At 64.9% G+C, this 20,105-nt stretch carries 18 protein-coding genes; 9 read left to right on the forward strand and 9 right to left on the reverse strand.

Translation table 11 applies throughout. The features are described from left to right. Positions 1 to 48 precede the first annotated feature (48 nt). Together DM374_RS09950 and DM374_RS09955 are read right to left on the reverse strand one after the other, a co-directional pair. Positions 49 to 1,020 (reverse strand): 2-hydroxyacid dehydrogenase, encoded by a 972-nt coding sequence (locus DM374_RS09950; RefSeq protein ID WP_110969683.1) that lies wholly within the window; start codon positions 1,018 to 1,020, stop codon positions 49 to 51. 73 nt (positions 1,021 to 1,093) lie between these two features. After that, complete coding sequence (locus tag DM374_RS09955) at positions 1,094 to 2,041, reverse strand: LysR family transcriptional regulator (RefSeq protein WP_110969684.1); 948 nt, start codon at positions 2,039 to 2,041, stop codon at positions 1,094 to 1,096. Between the two features lie 181 nt (positions 2,042 to 2,222). Between DM374_RS09955 and DM374_RS09960 the strand changes: the two genes are divergently transcribed. The 4 genes from DM374_RS09960 to DM374_RS09975 are packed head-to-tail and all read left to right on the forward strand — an operon-like array spanning position 2,223 to position 6,984. Next, positions 2,223 to 3,749 (forward strand): efflux transporter outer membrane subunit, encoded by a 1,527-nt coding sequence (locus DM374_RS09960; RefSeq protein WP_110969685.1) that lies wholly within the window; start codon positions 2,223 to 2,225, stop codon positions 3,747 to 3,749. Further along, the gene (locus DM374_RS09965) at positions 3,746 to 5,932 is read left to right on the forward strand and encodes an FUSC family protein (protein ID WP_110969686.1); all 2,187 of its coding nucleotides are present in this window, start codon (positions 3,746 to 3,748) and stop codon (positions 5,930 to 5,932) included. The genes DM374_RS09960 and DM374_RS09965 overlap by 4 nt, the downstream gene beginning before the upstream one ends. Further along, the gene (locus DM374_RS09970) at positions 5,922 to 6,122 is read left to right on the forward strand and encodes a DUF1656 domain-containing protein (protein ID WP_110969687.1); all 201 of its coding nucleotides are present in this window, start codon (positions 5,922 to 5,924) and stop codon (positions 6,120 to 6,122) included. Before DM374_RS09965 ends, DM374_RS09970 begins: the two co-directional genes overlap by 11 nt. Positions 6,123 to 6,132: 10 nt before the next feature. Further along, positions 6,133 to 6,984 carry an efflux RND transporter periplasmic adaptor subunit gene (locus DM374_RS09975; protein WP_110969688.1) on the forward strand — a complete coding sequence of 284 codons (852 nt, stop codon included), beginning with the start codon at positions 6,133 to 6,135 and terminating at the stop codon, positions 6,982 to 6,984. A 134-nt stretch (positions 6,985 to 7,118) separates the two neighbouring features. Here DM374_RS09975 and DM374_RS09980 read toward each other — a convergent pair whose 3' ends face one another. Next, complete coding sequence (locus tag DM374_RS09980; protein WP_110969689.1) at positions 7,119 to 7,568, reverse strand: universal stress protein; 450 nt, start codon at positions 7,566 to 7,568, stop codon at positions 7,119 to 7,121. Positions 7,569 to 7,720: 152 nt separating this feature from the next. Here DM374_RS09980 and DM374_RS09985 point away from each other — a divergent pair, with 152 nt between their 5' ends. From DM374_RS09985 to DM374_RS10005, 5 genes are all read left to right on the forward strand, one after another. Beyond that, positions 7,721 to 8,626, forward strand: a complete 906-nt coding sequence (locus DM374_RS09985) for a LysR family transcriptional regulator (protein WP_110969690.1) — start codon at positions 7,721 to 7,723, stop codon at positions 8,624 to 8,626. 109 nt (positions 8,627 to 8,735) lie between these two features. Then, positions 8,736 to 10,277: an MFS transporter gene (locus DM374_RS09990; protein ID WP_110969691.1), complete on the forward strand. Its 1,542-nt coding sequence runs from the start codon at positions 8,736 to 8,738 to the stop codon at positions 10,275 to 10,277. A gap of 27 nt (positions 10,278 to 10,304) precedes the next feature. Continuing rightward, entirely contained in the window at positions 10,305 to 11,366 is a 1,062-nt protein-coding gene (locus DM374_RS09995; protein ID WP_110969692.1) for an HlyD family secretion protein, read from the forward strand. Further along, complete coding sequence (locus DM374_RS10000) at positions 11,363 to 12,805, forward strand: efflux transporter outer membrane subunit (RefSeq protein ID WP_110969693.1); 1,443 nt, start codon at positions 11,363 to 11,365, stop codon at positions 12,803 to 12,805. Before DM374_RS09995 ends, DM374_RS10000 begins: the two co-directional genes overlap by 4 nt. A gap of 28 nt (positions 12,806 to 12,833) precedes the next feature. Then, positions 12,834 to 13,628, forward strand: a complete 795-nt coding sequence (locus tag DM374_RS10005; RefSeq protein WP_110969694.1) for an SDR family NAD(P)-dependent oxidoreductase — start codon at positions 12,834 to 12,836, stop codon at positions 13,626 to 13,628. Positions 13,629 to 13,738: 110 nt separating this feature from the next. Here DM374_RS10005 and DM374_RS10010 read toward each other — a convergent pair whose 3' ends face one another. From DM374_RS10010 to DM374_RS10035, 6 genes are all read right to left on the reverse strand, one after another. After that, a complete protein-coding gene (locus tag DM374_RS10010; protein WP_110969695.1) occupies positions 13,739 to 14,563 on the reverse strand; it encodes an SDR family oxidoreductase in 825 nt (274 codons plus the stop codon). Between the two features lie 54 nt (positions 14,564 to 14,617). Next, positions 14,618 to 15,082, reverse strand: coding sequence for a multidrug transporter (locus DM374_RS10015; protein WP_110969696.1), 465 nt, complete (start codon positions 15,080 to 15,082; stop codon positions 14,618 to 14,620). A gap of 219 nt (positions 15,083 to 15,301) precedes the next feature. Beyond that, entirely contained in the window at positions 15,302 to 16,753 is a 1,452-nt protein-coding gene (locus DM374_RS10020; RefSeq protein WP_110969697.1) for a mannose-1-phosphate guanylyltransferase/mannose-6-phosphate isomerase, read from the reverse strand. A gap of 37 nt (positions 16,754 to 16,790) precedes the next feature. Then, positions 16,791 to 17,447 (reverse strand): alginate O-acetyltransferase AlgF, encoded by a 657-nt coding sequence (locus DM374_RS10025; RefSeq protein WP_110969698.1) that lies wholly within the window; start codon positions 17,445 to 17,447, stop codon positions 16,791 to 16,793. A 13-nt stretch (positions 17,448 to 17,460) separates the two neighbouring features. Beyond that, on the reverse strand, positions 17,461 to 18,618 hold the full coding sequence (locus DM374_RS10030) for an alginate O-acetyltransferase (RefSeq protein WP_110969699.1): 1,158 nt from the start codon (positions 18,616 to 18,618) through the stop codon (positions 17,461 to 17,463). A gap of 11 nt (positions 18,619 to 18,629) precedes the next feature. Then, a complete protein-coding gene (locus DM374_RS10035) occupies positions 18,630 to 20,087 on the reverse strand; it encodes an MBOAT family O-acyltransferase (protein WP_110969700.1) in 1,458 nt (485 codons plus the stop codon). Positions 20,088 to 20,105: the final 18 nt, after the last annotated feature.

A 20,105-nucleotide genomic window follows, 5' to 3' on the forward strand; every position in this document is an offset into this window, starting at 1 on the left:
GCACCGCACCCTGTGGGAGCCGGCTTGCCGGCGATGAGGCCCGAAAAATTACTTCCAGACCTGCGGATTCACCAGATCCCGCGGCCGCTCGCCCAGCAGCGCCGCCCGCAGGTTGTCGATGGCGCGGTTGGCCATGGCTTCGCGGGTCTCGGCGGTTGCCGAACCCACATGGGGCAAGGTCACCGCATTGCTCAACGCGAACAGCGGCGATTCAGTCAGCGGCTCTTTCTCGTACACGTCCAGCCCCGCGCCGCGAATCACGCCGTTCTGCAGCGCTTGCACCAGCGCCGCCTCATCCACCACCGGCCCGCGGGAAATGTTGATCAGGAATGCACTGCGCTTCATCTGCTGCAGTTGTTCAGCACCGATCAGGTGTTTGGTCTGCGCACTGAGCGGCACCACCAAACACACGAAATCCGCCTCGGCCAGCAACTGCTCAAGACTCACATGGCGTGCGCCCAGTTCTTGCTCCAGCGCTTCCTTGCGGCTGTTACCGGCGTAGATCACCGGCATGTTGAAGCCGAGACGTCCGCGCCGGGCAATAGCCGCGCCGATGTTGCCGAGGCCGACGATGCCGAGGGTCTTGCCGAACACGTCACTGCCGAACTGCGCCGGGCCGACGGTGGCTTGCCACTGGCCGGCCTTGGTCCAGGCGTCCAGTTCGGCGGTGCGCCGGGCGGCGCTCATGATCAGGGCGAAACCGAGGTCGGCGGTGCTTTCGGTCAGCACGTCCGGGGTGTTGGTCAGGGCCAGACCGCGTTCGTTGAAATAGGCCAGGTCGTAGTTGTCGTAGCCCACCGACACACTGGACACCACCTCGAGTTTCGCGGCGTTTTCCAGTTGCGCGCGGCCCAGCTTGCGGCCTACGCCGATCAGGCCGTGGGCCTCGGGCAGGGCTTCGTTGAACTGTGCGGCGATATCGCCCAGCTTCGGGTTGGGCACGATCACATTGAAGTCTTGCTGGAGGCGTTCGACCATCGGCGCGGTAATGCGACTGAAGGCAAGGACGGTCTTTTTCATCGGCGAAATCTCTGCGGGCGGTGGAGAATGGGTAGCACGCTATCATTCCCCGCCGCCGCTGTGCATCAAGATTTCAGTTGGCAACGCGCAGTTCGTGGGTCTTCAGGTCGGCCTCATGGGCGGCGAGGATTTCCGGCAGGGAGTTGCGCAAGTACTCGACCCAGGTCTTGATCTTGGCATCGAGGTACTGCCGCGACGGGTAGATCGCGTACAGGTTCAGCTCCTGCAAGCGGTACTCGGGCATCACCCGCACCAGGCTGCCGTCGCGCAGGCCGTCGATTGCCGAATAGATCGGCAGCACGCCGACGCCCATGCCGCTGCGGATCGCGGCTTTCATCGCGTCGGCGGAGTTCACCTGGAACGGCGCGTGGGTGATGTTCACCACTTCCTGGCCTTCCGGGCCGTCGAACAGCCATTTCTCCAGCGGAATTACCGGGCTGACCATGCGCAGGCAGGCGTGTTTGAGCAGGTCAGACGGTTTCTGCGCGATGCCGTGTTGGGCCACGTATTCAGGCGATGCGCAGACGATGCTGTAGGTGATGCCCAGGCGCTGCGAGACGAACCCGGAGTCCGGCAGCTCGCTGGCCAGCACGATGGACACGTCATAGCCTTCGTCCAGCAGGTCCGGCACGCGGTTGGCCATGGTCAGGTCGAAGGTGACGTCCGGGTGGGTCTGGCGGTAGCGGGCAATGGCATCAATCACGAAATGCTGTCCAACGCCGGTCATCGAATGCACTTTCAGTTGTCCGGCGGGGCGGGCGTGGGCGTCGCTGGCCTCGGCCTCGGCTTCCTCTACGTAGGTGAGGATCTGCTCGCAGCGCATCAGGTAGCGCTTGCCGGCCTCGGTCAACGCGATGCGCCGGGTGGTGCGGTTGAGCAGGCGGGTTTGCAGGTGCGCTTCAAGATTGGAAACCGCCCGCGAGACGTTCGCGGTGGTTGTATCCAGTTGCACGGCTGCGGCGGTGAAGCTGCCGACTTGCGCGACGCAACTGAAAGCACGCATGTTTTGCAGGGTGTCCATGGGGCGCTCTCAAGGAAGACGACAGAATTGTGACATGAAGTAACCAGGCCGGTCTTGCGACTAAAGCCGGATTATCGCCAATTCGGTAACAAAGATTCGCAGGAAAGCACGCTTATCGCCACCGCGGCGGCCCCCTAGAATTGCCCGGCCTCATCCACCTCTACGTCGGGAACTCGCAGCTGTGCCGCGTCGCATCATCAGAGCGCTGAATGCGCTCAGTGTCTGTGCCTTTAGCTTGACCTTGAGCGGCTGTATCGGAACCTGGGGCATTGCCCCGCAAAGCAAGACGCTGCAAGCCAACAACCTGACCCCCGACGCGGCGATCACCGAAGCCGCGCGCGATGCCCATTGGCCCGACCAGCAATGGTGGCGCGCCTATGGCGATCCGCAACTGGACCGCTGGATCACCCTGGCGATGAACGGCAGCCCGAGCATTGCCATGGCTGCTGCGCGGGTGCGCGAGGCCAGGGCCATGGCTGGCGTGGTCGAGTCGGCGGAAAAACTCCAGGTCAACGGCGACGCCAGCCTGAAACGCCACAACTGGCCGGAAGACCAGTTCTATGGCCCCGGCGGCTTGTCTGGCGCCAACACCTGGGACAACAACGCCGCGCTCGGCTTCAGCTACGCCCTCGACCTCTGGGGTCGTGAGCGCAATGCCAGCGAGCAGGCCGTGGACATGGCGCACATGAGCGTGGCCCAGGCGCGCCAGGCCCAGCTCGAATTGCAGAACAACGTGGTGCGGGTCTACATCCAGCTTTCCCTGCACTTTGCCCAGCGCGACGTGGTCAAGGCTGAACTGGCCCAACAGGAGCAGATCCTGGCCCTTGCCGAACGGCGGCTGGCCGGCGGCATCGGCACCCAGTTCGAAATCAGCCAGGCGCAGACGCCGCTGCCGGAAACCCACCGCCAGCTCGACGCCCTCAATGAAGAAATCGCCCTGGCCCGCAACCAGTTGGCGGCGCTCGCCGGTAAAGGACCGGGGGAGGGCGCGCAACTGCAGCGTCCGCAACTGTCCCTCGGCGCACCGCTGAAATTGCCGTCGGCGCTGCCGGCGGAGCTGGTCGGCCAGCGCCCCGACGTGGTCGCCAGCCGCTGGCAGGTCGCGGCCCAGGCCCGTGGCATCGACGTTGCTCATGCTGGCTTCTTCCCCAATGTCGACCTGATCGGCGGCCTCGGCTTCATGGCCACCGGCGGCGGCCCGCTGGAATTCCTGACCGGACGCAAGTTCAACTACAACGTCGGTCCGGCCATCAGCCTGCCGATCTTCGACGGCGGTCGCCTGCGTTCTCAGCTCGGCGTGGCCTCGGCCGGCTACGACATCGCCGTGGCGCGCTACAACCAGACCGTGGTGGAAGCGCTCAAGGGCATTTCCGATCAGCTCATCCGCCGCGAGTCGATGAAGGAACAGGCGCACTTCGCCGCCGAATCCGTGGCCTCGGCGCAGAAGACCTACGACATCGCCATGATCGCCTTCCAGCGTGGCCTGACCGATTACCTCAATGTGCTCAACGCCCAGACCCTGCTGTTCAAGCAGCAGATGATCCAGCAGCAGGTCCAGGCCGCGCGCCTGAGCGCCCATGCCGGATTGGTCACGGCGCTGGGCGGCGGCCTCGGTGCCGGCACCGATGTGCCCGAGCCCGGCAAACAGGACGCTCCCGCGACACCCCGCACCCTGGCGATTTTCGATAAAGCCGATCACTCAGAATGAACGCCCTGACCCTGCCGTTCCGCTGGCTGGCCTCGCTTGAGTGGCGCCGCGGATTCTTCCACTGGGCGCGCACCGACGGCGTGACCTGGGTGTACATCTTCAAGGTGCTGGTCGCCGCCTTCGCCACCCTCTGGCTGGCCATGCGCCTGGAACTGCCGCAGCCGCGCACGGCGATGATCACCGTGTTCATCGTCATGCAGCCGCAGAGCGGGCACGTATTCGCCAAGAGCTTCTACCGGGTGCTCGGCACCCTGGCCGGCTCGGCGATGATGGTGGCGCTGATCGCGATCTTTCCGCAGAACACCGAGCTGTTTCTGCCCAGCCTGGCGGTGTGGGTCGGCCTGTGCTCGGCGGGGGCGATGCGCTACCGCACCTTCCGTGCCTACGGCTTCGTCCTCGCCGGCTACACCGCCGCGATGATCGGTCTGCCGATCCTCGACCAGCCGCAGCAAGCCTTCATGGCTGCGGTCTGGCGGGTATTGGAAATCGGCCTGGGGATCTTCATTTCGACCCTGGTCAGCGCCGCGATCCTGCCGCAATCGGCCAGCGCCGCGATGCGCAACGCCTTGTATCAGCGCTTTGGCGTGTTCGCCGGCGTGGTGGTGGAAGGGCTGCGCGGCGACAGCCAGCGTGATCGCCTGGAGAGCAGCAACGTGCGTTTCATCGCCGAAGCGGTGGGTCTGGAAAGCCTGCGCAGCGTGACCACCTTCGAAGACCCGCACATGCGCCGCCGCAGCGGCCGGCTGGTGCGCATGAACAGCGAGTTCATGGCCATCACCACACGCTACAACGCCCTGCACCAGTTGCTCGAACGCCTGCGTTTGCGTGGACCGTTGCAGATCGTCAGCGCCATCGAACCGGGCCTGAAAACCCTCGTCGAGCTGCTCGACCCTTACGTTGGCCGTGCCCTGACCGATGCCGACGCCCTGCGCCTGACCCTCGAACTGGCTGCGTACAAAGAAGGTCTGCCGGCCCAGGTGCGCAGCCTGCGCGCGGCCTTCGAGGAAACCGGGCCGAGCGAAACCGAACTGCTGGATTTCCATACCGCCTACGAGCTGCTTTACCGCTTTGTCGACGACATGCACAGCTACGCCGAGACGCACGCCTCGCTGGCCGCGCACAACCACGAACGCGAGCAGTGGGACGAGCCCTATGTGGCGCAGACCAACTGGCTGGTGTCGGCTGCCGCCGGCGTGCGCGCGGCGGCGGTGTTGCTGCTGCTCGGCAGCTACTGGCTGGTCAGTAACTGGCCCAGCGGCGGCATGATGACCCTGATCGCGACCGTCACCGTGGGCCTCTCGGCAGCGTCGCCGAACCCCAAGCGCATGTCGTTCCAGATGGCTTGCGGCACGCTGTTCGGCGCCTTCGTCGGCTTCTTCGAAACCTTCTTCGTGTTCCCCTGGATCGATGGCTTCCCGCTGCTGTGCATGGTGCTGGCGCCGGTCTTCGTGCTCGGCGCCTTCCTCGCCTCGCGCCCGGCCTACGCGGGTTACGGCATCGGCCTGCTGGTGTTCTTCGCCATCGGCTCGGTGCCGAACAACCTGACGGTGTACAACCCCTACACCTACATCAACGACTACATCGGCATGATCATCGGCATGCTGGTCTGCGCCGCCGCCGGCGCAATCATCCTGCCGCCCAACAGCCGCTGGTTGTGGAGCCGCCTGGAGCAGGACTTGCGCGAACAGGTGCTGTTCGCCATCACCGGGCGCCTGCGCGGCCTTGGCTCGGGCTTCGAAAGCCGCACCCGTGACCTGCTGCACCAGGCCTATGGCCTGGCGGTGGGTCAGCCGCTGGTGCAGAGCCGCTTGTTGCGCTGGATGTTCGTAGTGCTGGAAGTCGGTCACGCGATCATCGAGCTGCGCAAGGAACAGGCGATCCTGCCGGTGCACCCGAGCTACGCCGAGTCGCAGCCGTGGCGCCAGGCGATCCGGGTCATGGGCCGGGCGCTGGCGCGGCTGTTCCTGCAACCGACGGCGAGCAACCACGAGCGCGCGCTGATCGCCGTGGACCACGCCATCAGCCGCGTGCAGGCCACCGACGAACCGTTCGCCCGCCACTTCGATACCTCGGCGCTGCGCCGGGTGCAGAGCTACCTGCACTTCATCCGGACCTCACTGCTCGACCCTCAATCGCCGCTGGCCGAGCTCGGCCCGTCGCAAGGACTGCCCCATGCTCCGTGAAATCGCCTTCCATGGCCTTTACATGCCGACCGTGACCCTGATGTTCCTGTTCGCAGCCGTCCTGGCCTGGGGGCTGGACCGCTTTATCGCGAGCGTCGATGGCTACCGTTTTTTCTGGCACCCGGCGCTGCTGCGCCTGTGCCTGTTCATCTGCCTGTTTGGCGCCATGGCGCTGACCGTTTACCGTTGAGAGCCCGTCGATGAAGAAGTTTTTCAGCCTGATCGCCACCTTGCTCGTGCTGCTTGCCGCCGTGGCCATCGGCCGGCAGCTCTGGGTGAGCTACATGACCACACCCTGGACCCGCGACGGCCGGGTGCGCGCTGACATCATCAACGTCGCCGCCGACGTGCCGGGCTACGTGGTGGACGTGCCGGTGAAGGACAACCAGTTGGTGAAAAAGGGCGACGTACTGCTGCGCATCGACCCGGAGCACTACGAAGTTGCGGTGCGCCAGGCCGAAGCACTGGTGGCTTCGCGCAAGGCCACCTGGGAAATGCGCAAGGTCAACGCCAGCCGCCGTGCCGACATGGACAACCTGGTGATCTCCAAAGAAAACCGCGACGACGCCAGCAACATTGCCAACGCCGCCCAGGCGGATTACCAGCAGGCCCAGGCCCAACTGGCGGCTGCGCAACTCGACCTCAAGCGCACCACGATCCTTGCCACGGTCGACGGCTACGTCACCAACCTCAACGTCCACCGCGGCGACTACGCCCGTACCGGCGAAGCGAAAATGGCGGTGGTCGACAGCAACTCGTTCTGGGTTTACGGCTTCTTCGAAGAAACCAAACTGCCCCATGTGAAAGTGGGCGCCGAAGCCGAGTTGCAGATGATGAGCGGCGAAGTGCTCAAGGGCCATGTGGAGAGCATCTCCCGCGGCATCTACGACCGCGACAACCCCGAGAGCCGCGAACTGATCGCTGATGTGAACCCGACCTTCAACTGGGTGCGCCTGGCGCAGCGGGTGCCGGTGCGGATTCATATCGATGAAGTGCCGGACGGGTTTTTGTTGGCGGCGGGGACTACTTGTACGGTGGTGGTGAAGCCTTGATTGAGCGCATCGCTGGCAAGCCAGCTCCCACAGGTTGTGGTGTACACCATTCCCTGTGGGAGCCGGCTTGCCGGCGATGCGCCGCGTGAGCGGCGCTCGATCTCAAGAGCACTGAAGATCTATCGACAGGCCCCTCAGCCAGCAACCCCCACCAACACCGGACACCCCACCCGGTCAATCACCTTCCCGCTAACCGACGGATCCAGCAACCTCCCCAGCCGCGACAGATGCCGGTGCCCCATGACGATCAGCTCGCACTCCAGCGCCTTGGCCTGGTCGACAATCGCCGCCACCGGCTCGGCCGCCACAACGCTGCCGTCACAGGTGAACCCGCTTTCGCGCAGAACCGCCACCGCGTCTTGTACCGCTCGCTCAGCCTGCTGCTGCTCTTCGCAGGCGGCGGGGTATTCCTCTTCTTCGCCGCGGGTGTAGAGCGCAGGTTGGCCGTGCACGGCGAAGGTGGCGTCGATGGCCAGCAGCACGTGCAGGTGATGCTGTTCCGGGCGGCAGTAACGGCGGGCGAGGTCGAGCAGGCTGGTGCAGGCGGGGGAGGCGTCGATGGCGATAAGTACCGGGCTGGGCATGCGGGTTCCTTGGCTGGGGCGGAGACAGGGCATTTTCGGCCGCCAAGGGCGCCCGGATAAATGGCCCGGCGTGCACTGGATCATTGCACCAGACGCAATCCATCGAGCTGCTAATATCGCGTTTCCATCACGTCACCCCACGGAGCCCGGCCATGCAACTCCCGGACATGAACCTGCTTGTCGCCCTCGATGCTCTGCTGGACGAGGGCAGTGTGGTCGGCGCGGCCCAGCGCATGAACCTGAGTCCCGCAGCCATGAGCCGGACCCTCAGCCGCATCCGCGAAGCGCTGGGTGATCCGATTCTGGTCCGCGCCGGCCGCGGCCTGGTGCCGACGCCGCGGGCGCTGGCGCTGCAGGAGCAGGTGCGGGTGCTGGTGGAGCAGGCCGGGCAGGTGTTTCGGGGCGGCGATGAGGTGGATCTGCCGAACCTCGACCGGGCCTTCAATATCCGCACCAACGACCTGTTCATCGCCCTCTATGGCGCGCAGTTGCTGCGCAAGATGCACGAGCAGGCACCGCGCACGGTGCTGCGCTTCGTCCCGGAAACCGGCGGCGATGACGATGTGGTGCTGCGCGACGGGCGCACCGACCTGATCATCAGTTCGAGCATCGACCTCGGCCCGGAGATCAAGGTGCAGAGCCTGTTCCATACCGTCTATGTCGGACTGGTGCGCCGCGATCACCCGATCTTCGACAGTGAGATCACGCCGGAGAGTTTTGCAGCTTATCCACAGATCAGCGTGTCGCGGCGCGGGCGGGCCAACGGGCCGATCGATGTCGAGCTGGCCAACTTCAAGGTGCAGCGGCGGGTGGCACTGATCACGCCGAGTTTTCACTCGGCGATGTTCTCGCTACCGGCGTCGGACCTGATCCTGCCGATGCCGGCGAACATCCTCAACAGCGTCGCCCGGCTCGGCCTGCCGTTGCGTTCGTTCGAGATTCCACTGCCGATGGAACGGGTGACGGTGATGCAAGCCTGGCACCCGCGTTTCCACAACGATCCGGCGCACCGCTGGCTGCGCCAGACCCTGAAAACCTGCTGCAGCGTCGACCCATGACCAGTCGATTGCGTTTGGTGCAACTGTAAACTGTTGAGAAGTCAGTTTTCGTAAGCATTCAGTGTTTCTAGACTCGCTCCAGTCAATTTGTTGCTGGAGATTTCTACTGATGACGTCCCTCACCGCGCCCCTTGCTGCGCCTGCCGCTGCCCCCGTGGCGGCCGCTCCCGCGCAACAGGCATTCGGCCTGCGGGTAGTGGTCGGGCTGTTCGGCGTGTTGCTGGCGGTGCTCTGCGCCGGGCTCAACGAGATGGTCACCAAGATCTCGCTGGGTGATATTCGCGGCGCCATGGGCATCGGCGCCGACGAAGGCGCCTGGCTGGTGGCGGTGTATGCCGCCGCGTCGGTCTCGGCGATGGCGTTCTCGCCATGGCTGGCGGCGACCTTTTCCCTGCGCCGCTTCACCCTCTGCGCGGTCGGCCTGTTCGCCGTGCTCGGGCTGGTGCAGCCCTATGCGCCAGACCTGCACAGCCTGATGCTGCTGCGAATACTCCAGGGCCTGGCCTCCGGCGCACTGCCGCCGATGCTGATGAGCGTGGCGCTGCGCTTCCTGCCGCCGGGCATCAAGGTCTACGGCCTGGCCTGCTACGCCCTGACCGCCACCTTCGGCCCCAACCTGGGCACGCCGCTGGCCGGCTTGTGGACTGAATACGTCGGCTGGCAATGGTCGTTCTGGCAAATCATCCTGCCCTCGGCGCTGGCGATGTTCTGCGTCGGCTGGGGCCTGCCGCAAGACCCGCTGCGCCTGGAACGCTTCCGCCAACTCGACTGGCGCGGTGTGCTGCTCGGCCTGCCGGCGATCAGCTCGCTGGTGCTCGGCCTGAGTCTGGGTGACCGCTGGGGCTGGTTCGATTCGACGCTGATCTGCTGGCTGCTGGGCGGTGGCCTGCTGTTGCTGGTGCTGTTCATGTTCAACGAATGGTCCGAGCCGCTGCCGTTCTTCCAGTTGCGCATGCTCGGCCGGCGTAACCTCAGCTTCGCCCTGGTGACCCTGGCCGGTGTGCTGGTGGTGCTGTCGGCGGTGATCAGCATTCCGTCCGCGTACCTGGCGCAGATCCAGGGTTACCGCCCGGCCCAGACCAGCCCGCTGATGTTGCTGGTGGCGATGCCGCAACTGATCTCGCTGCCGCTGGTGGCGGCGCTGTGCAACATCCGCGCGGTGGACTGCCGCTGGGTGCTGGCGGTGGGCCTGGGGATGCTGGCGCTGAGCTGTTTCGGCGGCACGCAACTGACCTCGGAATGGATTCGCGACAACTTCTACCTGCTGCAACTGTTGCAGGTGTTTGGCCAGCCGATGGCGGTGTTGCCGCTGCTGATGCTCGCGACCAACGGCATGAGCCCGCAAGAAGGCCCGTTCGCCTCGGCTTGGTTCAACACAGTCAAAGGCCTCTCGGCGGTGGTTGCTGGGGGCTTGCTGGATGCCCTCGGCACCCTGCGCCGGCATTTCCATTCCAACCACCTCACCGACAGCCTGGGCAACGCGCCCTTGCTCGACGACAGCGCTGCCAACCTGGCCCGGCGCATCCATGAACAGGCGCTGGTGCTGGCTTCGGCCGACCTCTATCTGGTTGTGGCGTGCATCGCCGTGGCGCTGATCTGCCTGATTCCTTTCGTGCCTGTCCGGGTCTATCCACCGCGTGCGGTGGCCTGAGCCTGGATGAATTAGAGACTTGCCGACATGACTAACACACGCAAAAACATCCTTATCGGCTCGGTGCTTGCCATTGCCGTTCTCGCCGCCATCGGCGGCCCGCACCTGCTGGGCAGCGACCACCGCCAGCGCACCAACGATGCCTACGTCAGCGCCGACTACACCGTGGTCGCGCCGAAGGTGGCGGGTTTCATCAAAGAGGTGCGGGTGGAAGACAACCAGCAGGTGCGCGCCGGGCAGTTGCTGGCGACCCTCGATGATCGCGATTACCAGGCCGCGCTGGACGCCGCCCAGGCCCAGTTGCTGGTGGCCCGCGCGCAGAGTGCCGATGCCCGCGCTACCCTTGAGCGCCAGGCCGCGCTGATCGCCCAGGCCGACGCTGCGCTCAAGGCCGCGCAGGCCGAAACGGCCTTCGCCAACCATGAAGTGACGCGCTACAGCCGCCTCGCCGAGCAGGGCGCAGGTACCGTGCAGAACGCCCAACAGGCGCGCAGCCGGGTCGATCAGGCCAGCGCTCGCCAGGCCAACGCCCAGGCCGCGCTACTGGCGACGCGCAAGCAGGTGGACATCCTCCAAGCCCAGGTCGCCAGTGCCGATGGCCAACTCAAACGCGCCGATGCCGGGGTGGAAAAAGCCCACCTGGACCTGTCCTACACGCGCATCGTCGCGCCGGTGGACGGCATGGTCGGCGAGCGCGCCTTGCGCGTCGGCGCCTACGTCAATCCGGGGGCGCGGCTGCTGTCGGTGGTGCCGCTGACCGAGGCCTACGTGGTCGGCAACTTTCAGGAAACTCAACTGACCCACGTGCAGCCCGGCCAGCCGGTGAGCATCAGCGTCGATACCTTCTCCGGCGAAACCCTGCGCGGCCATGTGCAGAGCATCGCCCCGGCCACCGGCGTGACCTTCGCCGCAGTCAAACCGGACAACGCCACCGGCAACTTCACCAAGGTGGTCCAGCGGATTCCGGTGAAGATCGTCTTCGACGCCGATCAGCCGCTGCTGGAGCGCTTGCGCGTTGGCATGTCGGTGGAGGCGACCATCGATACCCAGGGCGACACCCTCGGCGGCAAGGAGGTCAGCGCCCGATGAATGCCGTCTTTCGTGTAAGCCCGTTGCTGCTCGGCCTGGTGTTGGCCGGCTGCAGCCTTGGCCCGGATTTCCAACGTCCCGACAGCCACGCGCCGACTGATTGGGCGCCGTTGCAGGGCGACGTTGCGGCGAGCCAGCCGCAGGCCGAGCCGTTGGAACTGCGTTGGTGGGAAAGTTTTCATGACGCCCGGCTCAGCGGGTTGATCCAGCGTGTTGCCGACAACAACCTCGACCTGCGCATGGCCAGTGCCCGGCTGCTGCAAAGCCGGGCACTGCGCAGCAGCATCGCCGCCGACGAGACGCCGTCGGTCGGCCTGAATGCCGGTTACAGCCGCGCCCGCAACAGCGCCGAAGGCCTCAGCGACCCGTCCGGCAATTCCGGCAAGGCCGCCTACAACCTGTGGCAGGGCGATCTGGTGGCGGGGTGGGAGCTCGACCTCTGGGGGCGTGTGCGGCGTCAGGTCGAAGCCGCCGACGCCACGGTGCAAGTGGCGGAAAACGACCGTCGCGGCGTACTGCTGGCACTGCTGGCGGAAACCGCCGGCGACTACATCCAGTTGCGTGCCGTGCAGCACACCTTGGCGGTGACCCGCGACAACCTCGAGGTGGCCCGGCACAGCCTCAAGCTGTCCCGTGATCGCCAGGACCAGGGCGTCGCCACCCGTCTTGATGTCGCCCAGGCCAGCGCCCAAGTGGCGTCCATCGAGGCGCGCCTGCCGAGCCTGGAAGCGCGACAGGCTGACCTGATCAACGCCCTCAGCCTGCTCGCCGCCGAGCCTCCGCGCAGCCTGCAAAGCGACTTGCTGGAAGCCACCGAACTGCCGGCGCCGCAACAACGCTTCGCCATCGGTGTGCCGTCGGAACTGGCCGAGCGCCGACCGGATATCCGTCAGGCCGAGGCCCGGCTGCATGCCGCCACCGCCAGCATTGGCGTGGCCAAGGCGGACTTCTATCCGAGTATCCGCCTGTCCGGAAATCTTGGTTTCCAGGCCCTGCAACTGAGCGATTTCGGCGCCTGGGATTCGCGTCGGTTCGCTATCGGCCCGCAGCTTTCCCTGCCGATTTTCGAGGGTGGGCGCTTGCAGGGCACCCTCGAATTGCGCGAGGCCCAGCAACAGGAAGCGGCGCTGAATTACCGTCAGGTGGTGCTGCGTGCCTGGCACGAAATCGACGATGTGCTACGCCTGTACAACGCCAGTCAATTGCGCCGCGATCATCTCGCCGAAGCGGTGCGGCAGAACCGCATCGCCCTGGAAACCGCCCAGCGCCAGTACGTCGAAGGCGCGGTGGACTTCCTCAATGTGCTCAGCGTGCAAGGGGCGTTGCTGGCCAGTGAAGAACAATGGATCGACAGCTCGGCGGCGGTGTCACAGGCCCTGGTGGGGTTGTACAAGGCGCTGGGCGGGGGCTGGCAGGCATTTGACGTTGCCAGTAACTGAAGATTGATAACGGTAGGAGCAAGCTCGAATGCATATTTCCCTGAACGGTAAACGCGCCATCGTCAGCGGTTCCACCGCCGGTATCGGCCTGGCGATCGCCATCGGCCTGGCCGAGGCGGGCGCCGAAGTGGTGCTCAACGGCCGCACCCAGGCGCGGGTCGACCAGGCCCTCAAGCAGGTTCGCGAACGGGTGCCGGCGGCGCGGATCATCGGCATTGCCGCTGACCTGGGCACGGTGGATGGCGCTCGCGTGCTGTTCGAGCAGGTGCCGCAGACCGACATCCTGGTCAACAACCTGGGCATCTTCGAACCCAAGGGCTTCTTTGAGATCAGCGACGACGACTGGCAGCGCTTCTTCGACGTCAATGTCATGAGCGCGGTGCGCCTGTCGCGGCATTACGCGCCGGGGATGGCCGAGCGCAACTGGGGACGGGTGCTGTTCCTGTCCAGCGAGTCGGCGCTGGAAATTCCTACCGAGATGGTTCACTACGGCACCACCAAGACGGCGCTGCTGGCGATTTCCCGCGGACTGGCGGAAACCCTGGCTGGCACAGGGGTGACGGTCAACGCGGTGTTGCCGGGGCCGACCCGCTCGGAAGGTGTGGGTGATTTCTTCGCTGAAATGGCGAAAGAGCAGGGCGTGTCGGTGCAGGAGATGGAAGCCAACTTCATCGCCGAACACCGGCCCAGCTCGATCATCCAGCGTCTGGCGACGGTGGAAGAAGTGGCGAATCTGGTGGTGTACCTGTCGTCGCGCCAGGCCAGTGCGACCACCGGTGCAGCGATGCGGGTGGATGGTGGGGTGGTGCGGGCGATTGCTTGATTGATGGGGTGGTTTTCAGGGCCTCATCGCTGGCAAGCCAGCTCCCACAGGGTAGGTGCATGCAGTCCATGTGGGAGCTGGCTTGCCAGCGATGAGGCCCAGAGCACCCCCTACAAATCCCGATCCAGCCCAAATTTCTTCTTCAACACCTTATCCAGCAACCGCGTCGGCAACCAACTCGCCAGCCACGGCAACGCCCGACTCCCATTCCCCAACCGCACCAGCGGCGGTGTCGGGCTTTGCTGCGCTGCCTTGAGCAATCCCTTGGCGAACTCCGTGGCCGGGGTCGGCTTGTCCTGCGAGGCCCGCGCCCGCGCTCGAATGCTTTCACGCATCGGCCACCACGCCGATTCCGGCTTCAGCAACTGCTCAGCCTCATGCCCGGCATTGCTGGCGAAACTGGACTGGATCGCCCCCGGCTGCACTTCCATCACCCGGATGCCAAAGGGCGACAATTCAAGCCGCAACGCATCGCTCAACGCATGCACCGCCGCCTTCGACGCGCAGTAGGCACCGGCGAACGGTGTCACCAACACGCCGGACACGCTGCCGATATTCACCACCAGCCCGCGGTTGCGCCGTAGCAAGCCGAACAGCGCGCGAGTGACCCCGATCACGGCAAACACATTGGTTTCGAACTGCCGGCGCATCGCCTCGACGCCGCCGTCCAGCAGCGGCCCCATGGCGCCGTAGCCGGCGTTGTTGATCAGCACATCGAGGCCGCCGTGGGCGTAGTCGATTTCTTCGCTCAAGTGTTGCAGAGCCTGTGGATCGTTCACGTCCAGTTGGCGGGCGCGAAACCCGGCGGACGTCAGCGCCGCCACATCCTCGGCCTTGCGTGCCGTGGCCCAGACCTCGTAGCCCGCCTGTTTGAACGTGTCGGCCAGGGCACGGCCGATACCACTGGAGCAACCGGTGATGAGAGCGATGGGCATGGGGCGGTCCTTCGTTTGATTCAGGAAGAGGGGATTGTGCCGCAGTGGAAACATCTAGTTGGCGAAGCTGCCTTGCAGGTGCTCGGCGCGAAACTCCAGGGTTTGTGGCCGATAACCGGGACGCACCGGCGGAAGGGGCAGGCAGTCGCTCCAGCTGGCGCCGGCCTGGAGTTCGCCAGGTCCACGGTAGCGGGGCGCGGCGTAGGTGTTTTCGGCGAGGTTGACGCTGTCGCCCGGCGCATAGGCCGCAACCCGCCAATGCAACTCCACCAGTGGCACGTCGTTGCCGTTGTTCATCTTCACCCGCAACGGGCGCCCGACGGGGCACTCTTGCGGCGCGTAGTCCAGGCGCAATTCCAGCCGGGCCAGTTGGCGTGCTTCGCGGTTATCCAGCCAGACCACCCAGGCGCCGACCATGACCAGCCCGAGCAGCGCCGCCAGCGAGACCGGCAGCGCCTTGGCCGGGTAGCGCAGCAGCAGGACCAACCAGGTGAGGATGAGCAGGATGCCGATGATCATGTCCAGTACCGAAACAGAAGGGTTCCTTGATCCTAGCGGCAAGGGGGGCGGACTGTCATGTTTGTCTGGGGGAAATGGGGCGTTGGTGCTTTCAAGTGCATGGCAATGAGTTTTCAGCGCCGTTGAGATCGAGCGAGCAGGATATCTCTGGACCTGCACCAAGCGGGCCTCACCCGAACCCCAAGCAGCCGTGCCCCGAAGGACACGGCCCGGTCATCTTTACTGCGCAATCGTCTTGATCGACACCCCACGCTCGATCGGCGTCGAGCGCCCGTAGATGTCTTCGAAGCGCTCGATATCATCCTCACCCAGGTAACTGCCGGACTGCACTTCGATGATTTCCAGCGGAATCTTGCCGGGGTTGCGCAGGCGGTGGATGGAGGCGATCGGGATGTAGGTGGACTGGTTTTCGGTGAGCAGGAACACGTTCTCGTCGCAGGTCACTTCGGCGGTGCCGGTGACCACGATCCAGTGTTCAGCACGGTGGTGGTGCATTTGCAGCGACAGGCTGGCTCCCGGCTTGACGGTGATGTGCTTGACCTGGAAGCGCCCGCCCATGTCCACCGAGTCATACGAGCCCCACGGTCGGTAGACCTCGCAGTGGTTTTGCGTCTCGCTGCGGCCTTGGGCGTCGAGGGTGTTGACCATCTGCTTGACGCCCTGAACCTTGTCCTTGTGGGCGATCATCATGGCGTCCTTGGTCTCGACCACGACGATGTTTTCCAGGCCAATCACCGACACCAGTTTGCCGTTGCCGTGGATCATGCAGTTGTGGCTGTCCTGCACCACCACGTCGCCCTTGGTGACGTTGCCGTTGTCGTCTTTCGGGTGCACGTCCCATAGCGACGACCAGCAGCCGACATCGCTCCAGCCCGCAGACAGCGGCACCACGCAGGCGCGCTGGGTTTTTTCCATCACGGCGTAGTCGATGGAGTTGTCCGGGCAGCAGGCGAAGGTGGCCTCGTCGATGCTCAGGCTGTCGCCGTCTTCCTGGCTGCGTTCGAGGGTCAGCAGGCAGGTGTCGTAGATGTCCGGGTCGTGCTTTTTCAGCTCTTCGAGGAAGCGGCTGGCGCGGAACAGGAACATGCCGCTGTTCCAGAAATAACCGCCGGCATCGACGAATTCGCGGGCGCGTTTTTCATCGGGTTTTTCCACGAACTGCGCCACCCGGCTGACGCCTTCGGGCAGCAGCGCGTCCTGGCTGGAGCGGATGTAGCCGTAACCGGTTTCCGGTTTGGTCGCGGGGATGCCGAACAGCACCATCTCGCCGCGCTCGGCGGCCACGGTGGCCAGGGCGAGGGCGCGTTGCAGGGCTTTCTGGTCGTCGATCACGTGGTCGGCCGGCAGCACCAGCATCAACTCGTCACGGCCTTCATTGATCAGCTTCATCGCACTCAGCGCCACCGCCGGTGCGGTGTTGCGGCCGAAGGGTTCCATGAGGATGGCCTGGGTCTCCAGGCTCAGGGTGCTCAGTTGCTCGTTGACGATGAACCGGTGGTCTTTGTTGCAGACCACGATGGGCGTGTCCATGCCGTCGAACACCAGTCGCGACAGGGTCTGCTGGAACAGCGTGTGTTCGCCGGTGAGGGCCAGGAACTGCTTGGGGAATTGCTTGCGCGACAGTGGCCACAGACGCGAACCGTTACCGCCGGACAGGATGACTGGAATCATGGGTGTTCTCCGAATCGTTCAATAAAGGGCAGTGGGATTAACGGGTCGATACCGGGCGCTTGACCCAGACCGGGGACAGCGTGTTGCCGGAACCGGTGACGTAGAGCACGGCGGCTTCGCCGCGCTCCAGGGCGACCGGTTTGACGTCGCTGACTTTCTTGTCGCCTTCGTACAGCGCCAGGCTGACCTTGACCGGGTTGATCTCGCGCTCGCCGCGGCCGCTGGCGGCCACCGGCTTGACCACTTCGGTCTTGCCGTCGGCGGTCTTCAGGGTCAGGGCCTGGTCGCTCAGGTTCTGCACCCGAACCAGGGATTTCTGCTTGTTGCGAAACGGCGGTTCTTCCACCAGTTGCGGCTTGCCGTTGGCGTGGTTGACCAGGGTGTAGTAGTGGTCCGCAGCCAGTTTTACCGGCAGGTTGGCGCTGCCGACTTTGGCGCTGTAGTCGCCTTGCGGCATGAAGCTGAAGTCACTGCTGGCCTGCGCCCCGACCTGGTTGATCGGGGTGTTGCCGACCGTGGCTTCGACCGGCTGGCTGGAGGCGTTGTACAGGCGCACGAAGGTCGAGCCTTTTGGTGCGGTCGGGCCGTAGAGCGCGGCGTCTCCGCCGGCCCAGGCTTGCAGCGAGGCGAGGGTGAGGCCGGCAGCGAGGGCGCAGGCTTTGGCGATACGGTGCTTGGAAGTGTGCAAGGTCATGTGCGTTTCCTCTTCAGTGTTCCGTCCGATGGGACGACAGGGCCAGCTCTTGATGGGATGTACGGGTTTTTTTCAGTTGCGCGATCCAGTGCGGATCGAAGCCGCTGAGATCGTTCTTGATTGGCAGATAACGCTCGGGGAATTCCCAGACCACGACTTGTGGCGGGCTGTTTTTGAATTCGTCGCTTTGCAGGTACTTGAGCATTGGCAGGATTGGGCCGTGGCCGTCTTCGGCGTAGTTGGCCACGTCGCTGCGCAGCGCTTGTTGAAGCGCGCCGAGGAAGTTCCAGTTGGGGTTGGCGCTGTAGCTGGTGCCGACCAGTGCTACCGGAATCTGCTTGTCGGCGAACAGCGCGCCGTCGTCGCCGTTGCCTTCTTCGGTGGCGCGGGTGCTGCGTTTTTGCAGTTGGTCGGGCTTGGGCAGCAGGTTGCTGAACAGCGGGTCCAGCGGCAGGAAGTTGGTCAGGTCGCCCTTGTACGGCGTCTGTTGCTGGTTCTCGGTGACGAAGGTCTGCGGCTCGCCGTTGAGCAGGGTCTGCCGGGCCACGGCTTCGGCCAGTTGCTGGGCGGCGACTTCCGCGCCCATCGGCGTCCAGTGGCTGTCGGTGCGCAGGAACACCTGGCCGCGGGACTTGGCCGCTTGCAGCGGGCCGAACAGGTCCGGGGCGAAGATGTTGGCCTGGCGGGCCTGGGCGTGGAAGGCGTTGTAGAGGTCATCGTGAAGGCTGGCTGGGGCCTGCTCGCCGATGTACTCGGGATAGACCCGCGCCTTGGCCGGGACGATCGCCAGCACCAGTTCCACTCCGTGCTCGCGCAGGGTGTCGCGCACGCCGCGCAGCAGGGCGAGGTTCTCGGCCTGGGTCTGTTCGGCGTTGGCCGCCGGCTTGAATTCCTCGTCGCTGAACAGCCACTGGTCGCGGCCCAGGACCACGCCGGGACGGCCTTCATTGAACAGCTTGAAGTCCAGCGCCGCCCACAGGTTGGTGCCGATGCGCTTGAGCGGGAATTGCTCGTCGTAGTGGGTTTCGGCGGCCTTGGCCAGCTTGCCGTCGAGCAGGCTCATCTGCGCCGTGCGCTGGAAGCCGCCGAGCCCGCCGAGGGACCACAGGCCCAGCGCCGCCAACAGCGCGAGGAACAGCAGGGAGTAGAGGATGCGTAATGATCGGGTCATGGTCGGCTCGCTCAGAACTGGAAGTAGAGGAAGGGCGAGTAGCTCTGCGCCGAGAGCTTGAGGATCGAGGCCACGAACAGCATCAGCACCAGCACGCGGGTGGCGTAGAGGCTCCAGTCGAGGCCGACGCTGCCGTCGTTGTGGATCACCACCGGGCTGGCTTTGGCGGTCGGTTTGGCGTTGCGATAGAAGTCGCGCAGGCCGAACCAGGCCAGGGTGATGTAGGCCAGGATCAGCGTTGCCACTTGCAGGCCGGTGAGGCTGGCGCGGTTGAGTTCCGAGAGGCTCCAGTCGCCGAGGCTGAACATGGCGGCGTACATGCGGCCGGCGACGTGCAGGTTTTCAGCGCGGAAGATTACCCAGCCGATCACCACCAGCAGGAAGGTGAAGGCCCATTTGACCGGGTTGAAGCGTTGCGGATTGGTGTCCAGGCCCAGCGCCCGCTCGATCGCCAGCCACATGCCGTGCCAGGCGCCCCAGAGGATGTAGGTGAAGTTGGCGCCGTGCCACAGGCCGCCCAGCAGCATGGTCAGGAACAGGTTGCGGTAGGTGGCGAAGGTGCCGCCGCGATTGCCGCCGAGGGTGATGTACAGGTAGTCGCGCAGCCAGGTCGACAGGCTGATGTGCCAGCGCCGCCAGAACTCGGTGATCGACTGGCTGATGTACGGCTGCTTGAAGTTCTCCATGAAGCGGAAGCCCATCATCAGGCCGAGACCGATGGCCATGTCGCTGTAACCGGAGAAGTCGAAGTACAGCTGTGCGGTGTAGGCCAGCGCGCCGAGCCAGGCATCGCCGGTGGTGGGGTTTTCCAGGGCGAAGCAATGGTCGGCGACCACCGCCAGGGTGTCGGCGATGAACACTTTCTTGATGAAGCCCTGCATGAAGCGGGTGCAGCCTTCGGCGAACTTGTCGACGGTGTGGGTGCGGTGGTTGAACTGGTCGGCCAGGTCCTTGAAGCGCAGCACGGGGCCGGCGATCAGGTGCGGGAAGATCGCGACGAAGGCGGCGAAGTCGATCAGGTTGCGGGTGGCCGGGGTGTCGCCGCGGTACACGTCGATGATGTAGCTGATGGACTCGAAGATGTAGAACGAGATCCCGATCGGCAGCAGCACGTGGGTGAGGATGAACGGTTCGAGGCCGAACGACGTCATGATCGCGTTGATGCTGTCGACGCCGAAGTTGGCGTACTTGAAGTAGCCGAGGATGCACAGGTCCACCGCCACGCCGAGCAGCAGCCAGCGTTGTGCGGATTTGGTGCGCACGCCGGCGGCGCCGACTTTCAGGCCGATCCAGTAGTTCCACAGGGTGACTCCGGCGAACAACGCGAGGAAGTCCACCCGCCACCAGGCGTAGAACAGGTAGCTGGCCAGCAGCAACAGCAGGTTGCGGTAGCGTTGCCCGCTCAGGTAGTACAGGCCGAGGAAGGTCGGCAAAAACAGGAACAGGAACACGTTGGACGAGAAAACCATCCCGGTTCTCCTTGTTGT

Origin of the sequence: Pseudomonas huaxiensis (assembly GCF_003231275.1) — a bacterium.
Lineage (GTDB): Bacteria > Pseudomonadota > Gammaproteobacteria > Pseudomonadales > Pseudomonadaceae > Aquipseudomonas > Aquipseudomonas huaxiensis.

Bases quoted from the DNA above. Each gene is read 5' to 3' on its own strand.
- DM374_RS09950 (WP_110969683.1), bottom strand. From the start codon at position 1,020: ATGAAAAAGACCGTCCTTGCCTTCAGTCGCATTACCGCGCCGATGGTC.
- DM374_RS09955 (WP_110969684.1), bottom strand. From the start codon at position 2,041: ATGGACACCCTGCAAAACATGCGTGCTTTCAGTTGCGTCGCGCAAGTC.
- DM374_RS09965 (WP_110969686.1), top strand. From the start codon at position 3,746: ATGAACGCCCTGACCCTGCCGTTCCGCTGGCTGGCCTCGCTTGAGTGG.
- DM374_RS09970 (WP_110969687.1), top strand. From the start codon at position 5,922: ATGCTCCGTGAAATCGCCTTCCATGGCCTTTACATGCCGACCGTGACC.
- DM374_RS09975 (WP_110969688.1), top strand. From the start codon at position 6,133: ATGAAGAAGTTTTTCAGCCTGATCGCCACCTTGCTCGTGCTGCTTGCC.
- DM374_RS09980 (WP_110969689.1), bottom strand. From the start codon at position 7,568: ATGCCCAGCCCGGTACTTATCGCCATCGACGCCTCCCCCGCCTGCACC.
- DM374_RS09985 (WP_110969690.1), top strand. From the start codon at position 7,721: ATGCAACTCCCGGACATGAACCTGCTTGTCGCCCTCGATGCTCTGCTG.
- DM374_RS09990 (WP_110969691.1), top strand. From the start codon at position 8,736: ATGACGTCCCTCACCGCGCCCCTTGCTGCGCCTGCCGCTGCCCCCGTG.
- DM374_RS09995 (WP_110969692.1), top strand. From the start codon at position 10,305: ATGACTAACACACGCAAAAACATCCTTATCGGCTCGGTGCTTGCCATT.
- DM374_RS10000 (WP_110969693.1), top strand. From the start codon at position 11,363: ATGAATGCCGTCTTTCGTGTAAGCCCGTTGCTGCTCGGCCTGGTGTTG.
- DM374_RS10005 (WP_110969694.1), top strand. From the start codon at position 12,834: ATGCATATTTCCCTGAACGGTAAACGCGCCATCGTCAGCGGTTCCACC.
- DM374_RS10010 (WP_110969695.1), bottom strand. From the start codon at position 14,563: ATGCCCATCGCTCTCATCACCGGTTGCTCCAGTGGTATCGGCCGTGCC.
- DM374_RS10015 (WP_110969696.1), bottom strand. From the start codon at position 15,082: ATGATCATCGGCATCCTGCTCATCCTCACCTGGTTGGTCCTGCTGCTG.
- DM374_RS10020 (WP_110969697.1), bottom strand. From the start codon at position 16,753: ATGATTCCAGTCATCCTGTCCGGCGGTAACGGTTCGCGTCTGTGGCCA.
- DM374_RS10025 (WP_110969698.1), bottom strand. From the start codon at position 17,447: ATGACCTTGCACACTTCCAAGCACCGTATCGCCAAAGCCTGCGCCCTC.
- DM374_RS10030 (WP_110969699.1), bottom strand. From the start codon at position 18,618: ATGACCCGATCATTACGCATCCTCTACTCCCTGCTGTTCCTCGCGCTG.
- DM374_RS10035 (WP_110969700.1), bottom strand. From the start codon at position 20,087: ATGGTTTTCTCGTCCAACGTGTTCCTGTTCCTGTTTTTGCCGACCTTC.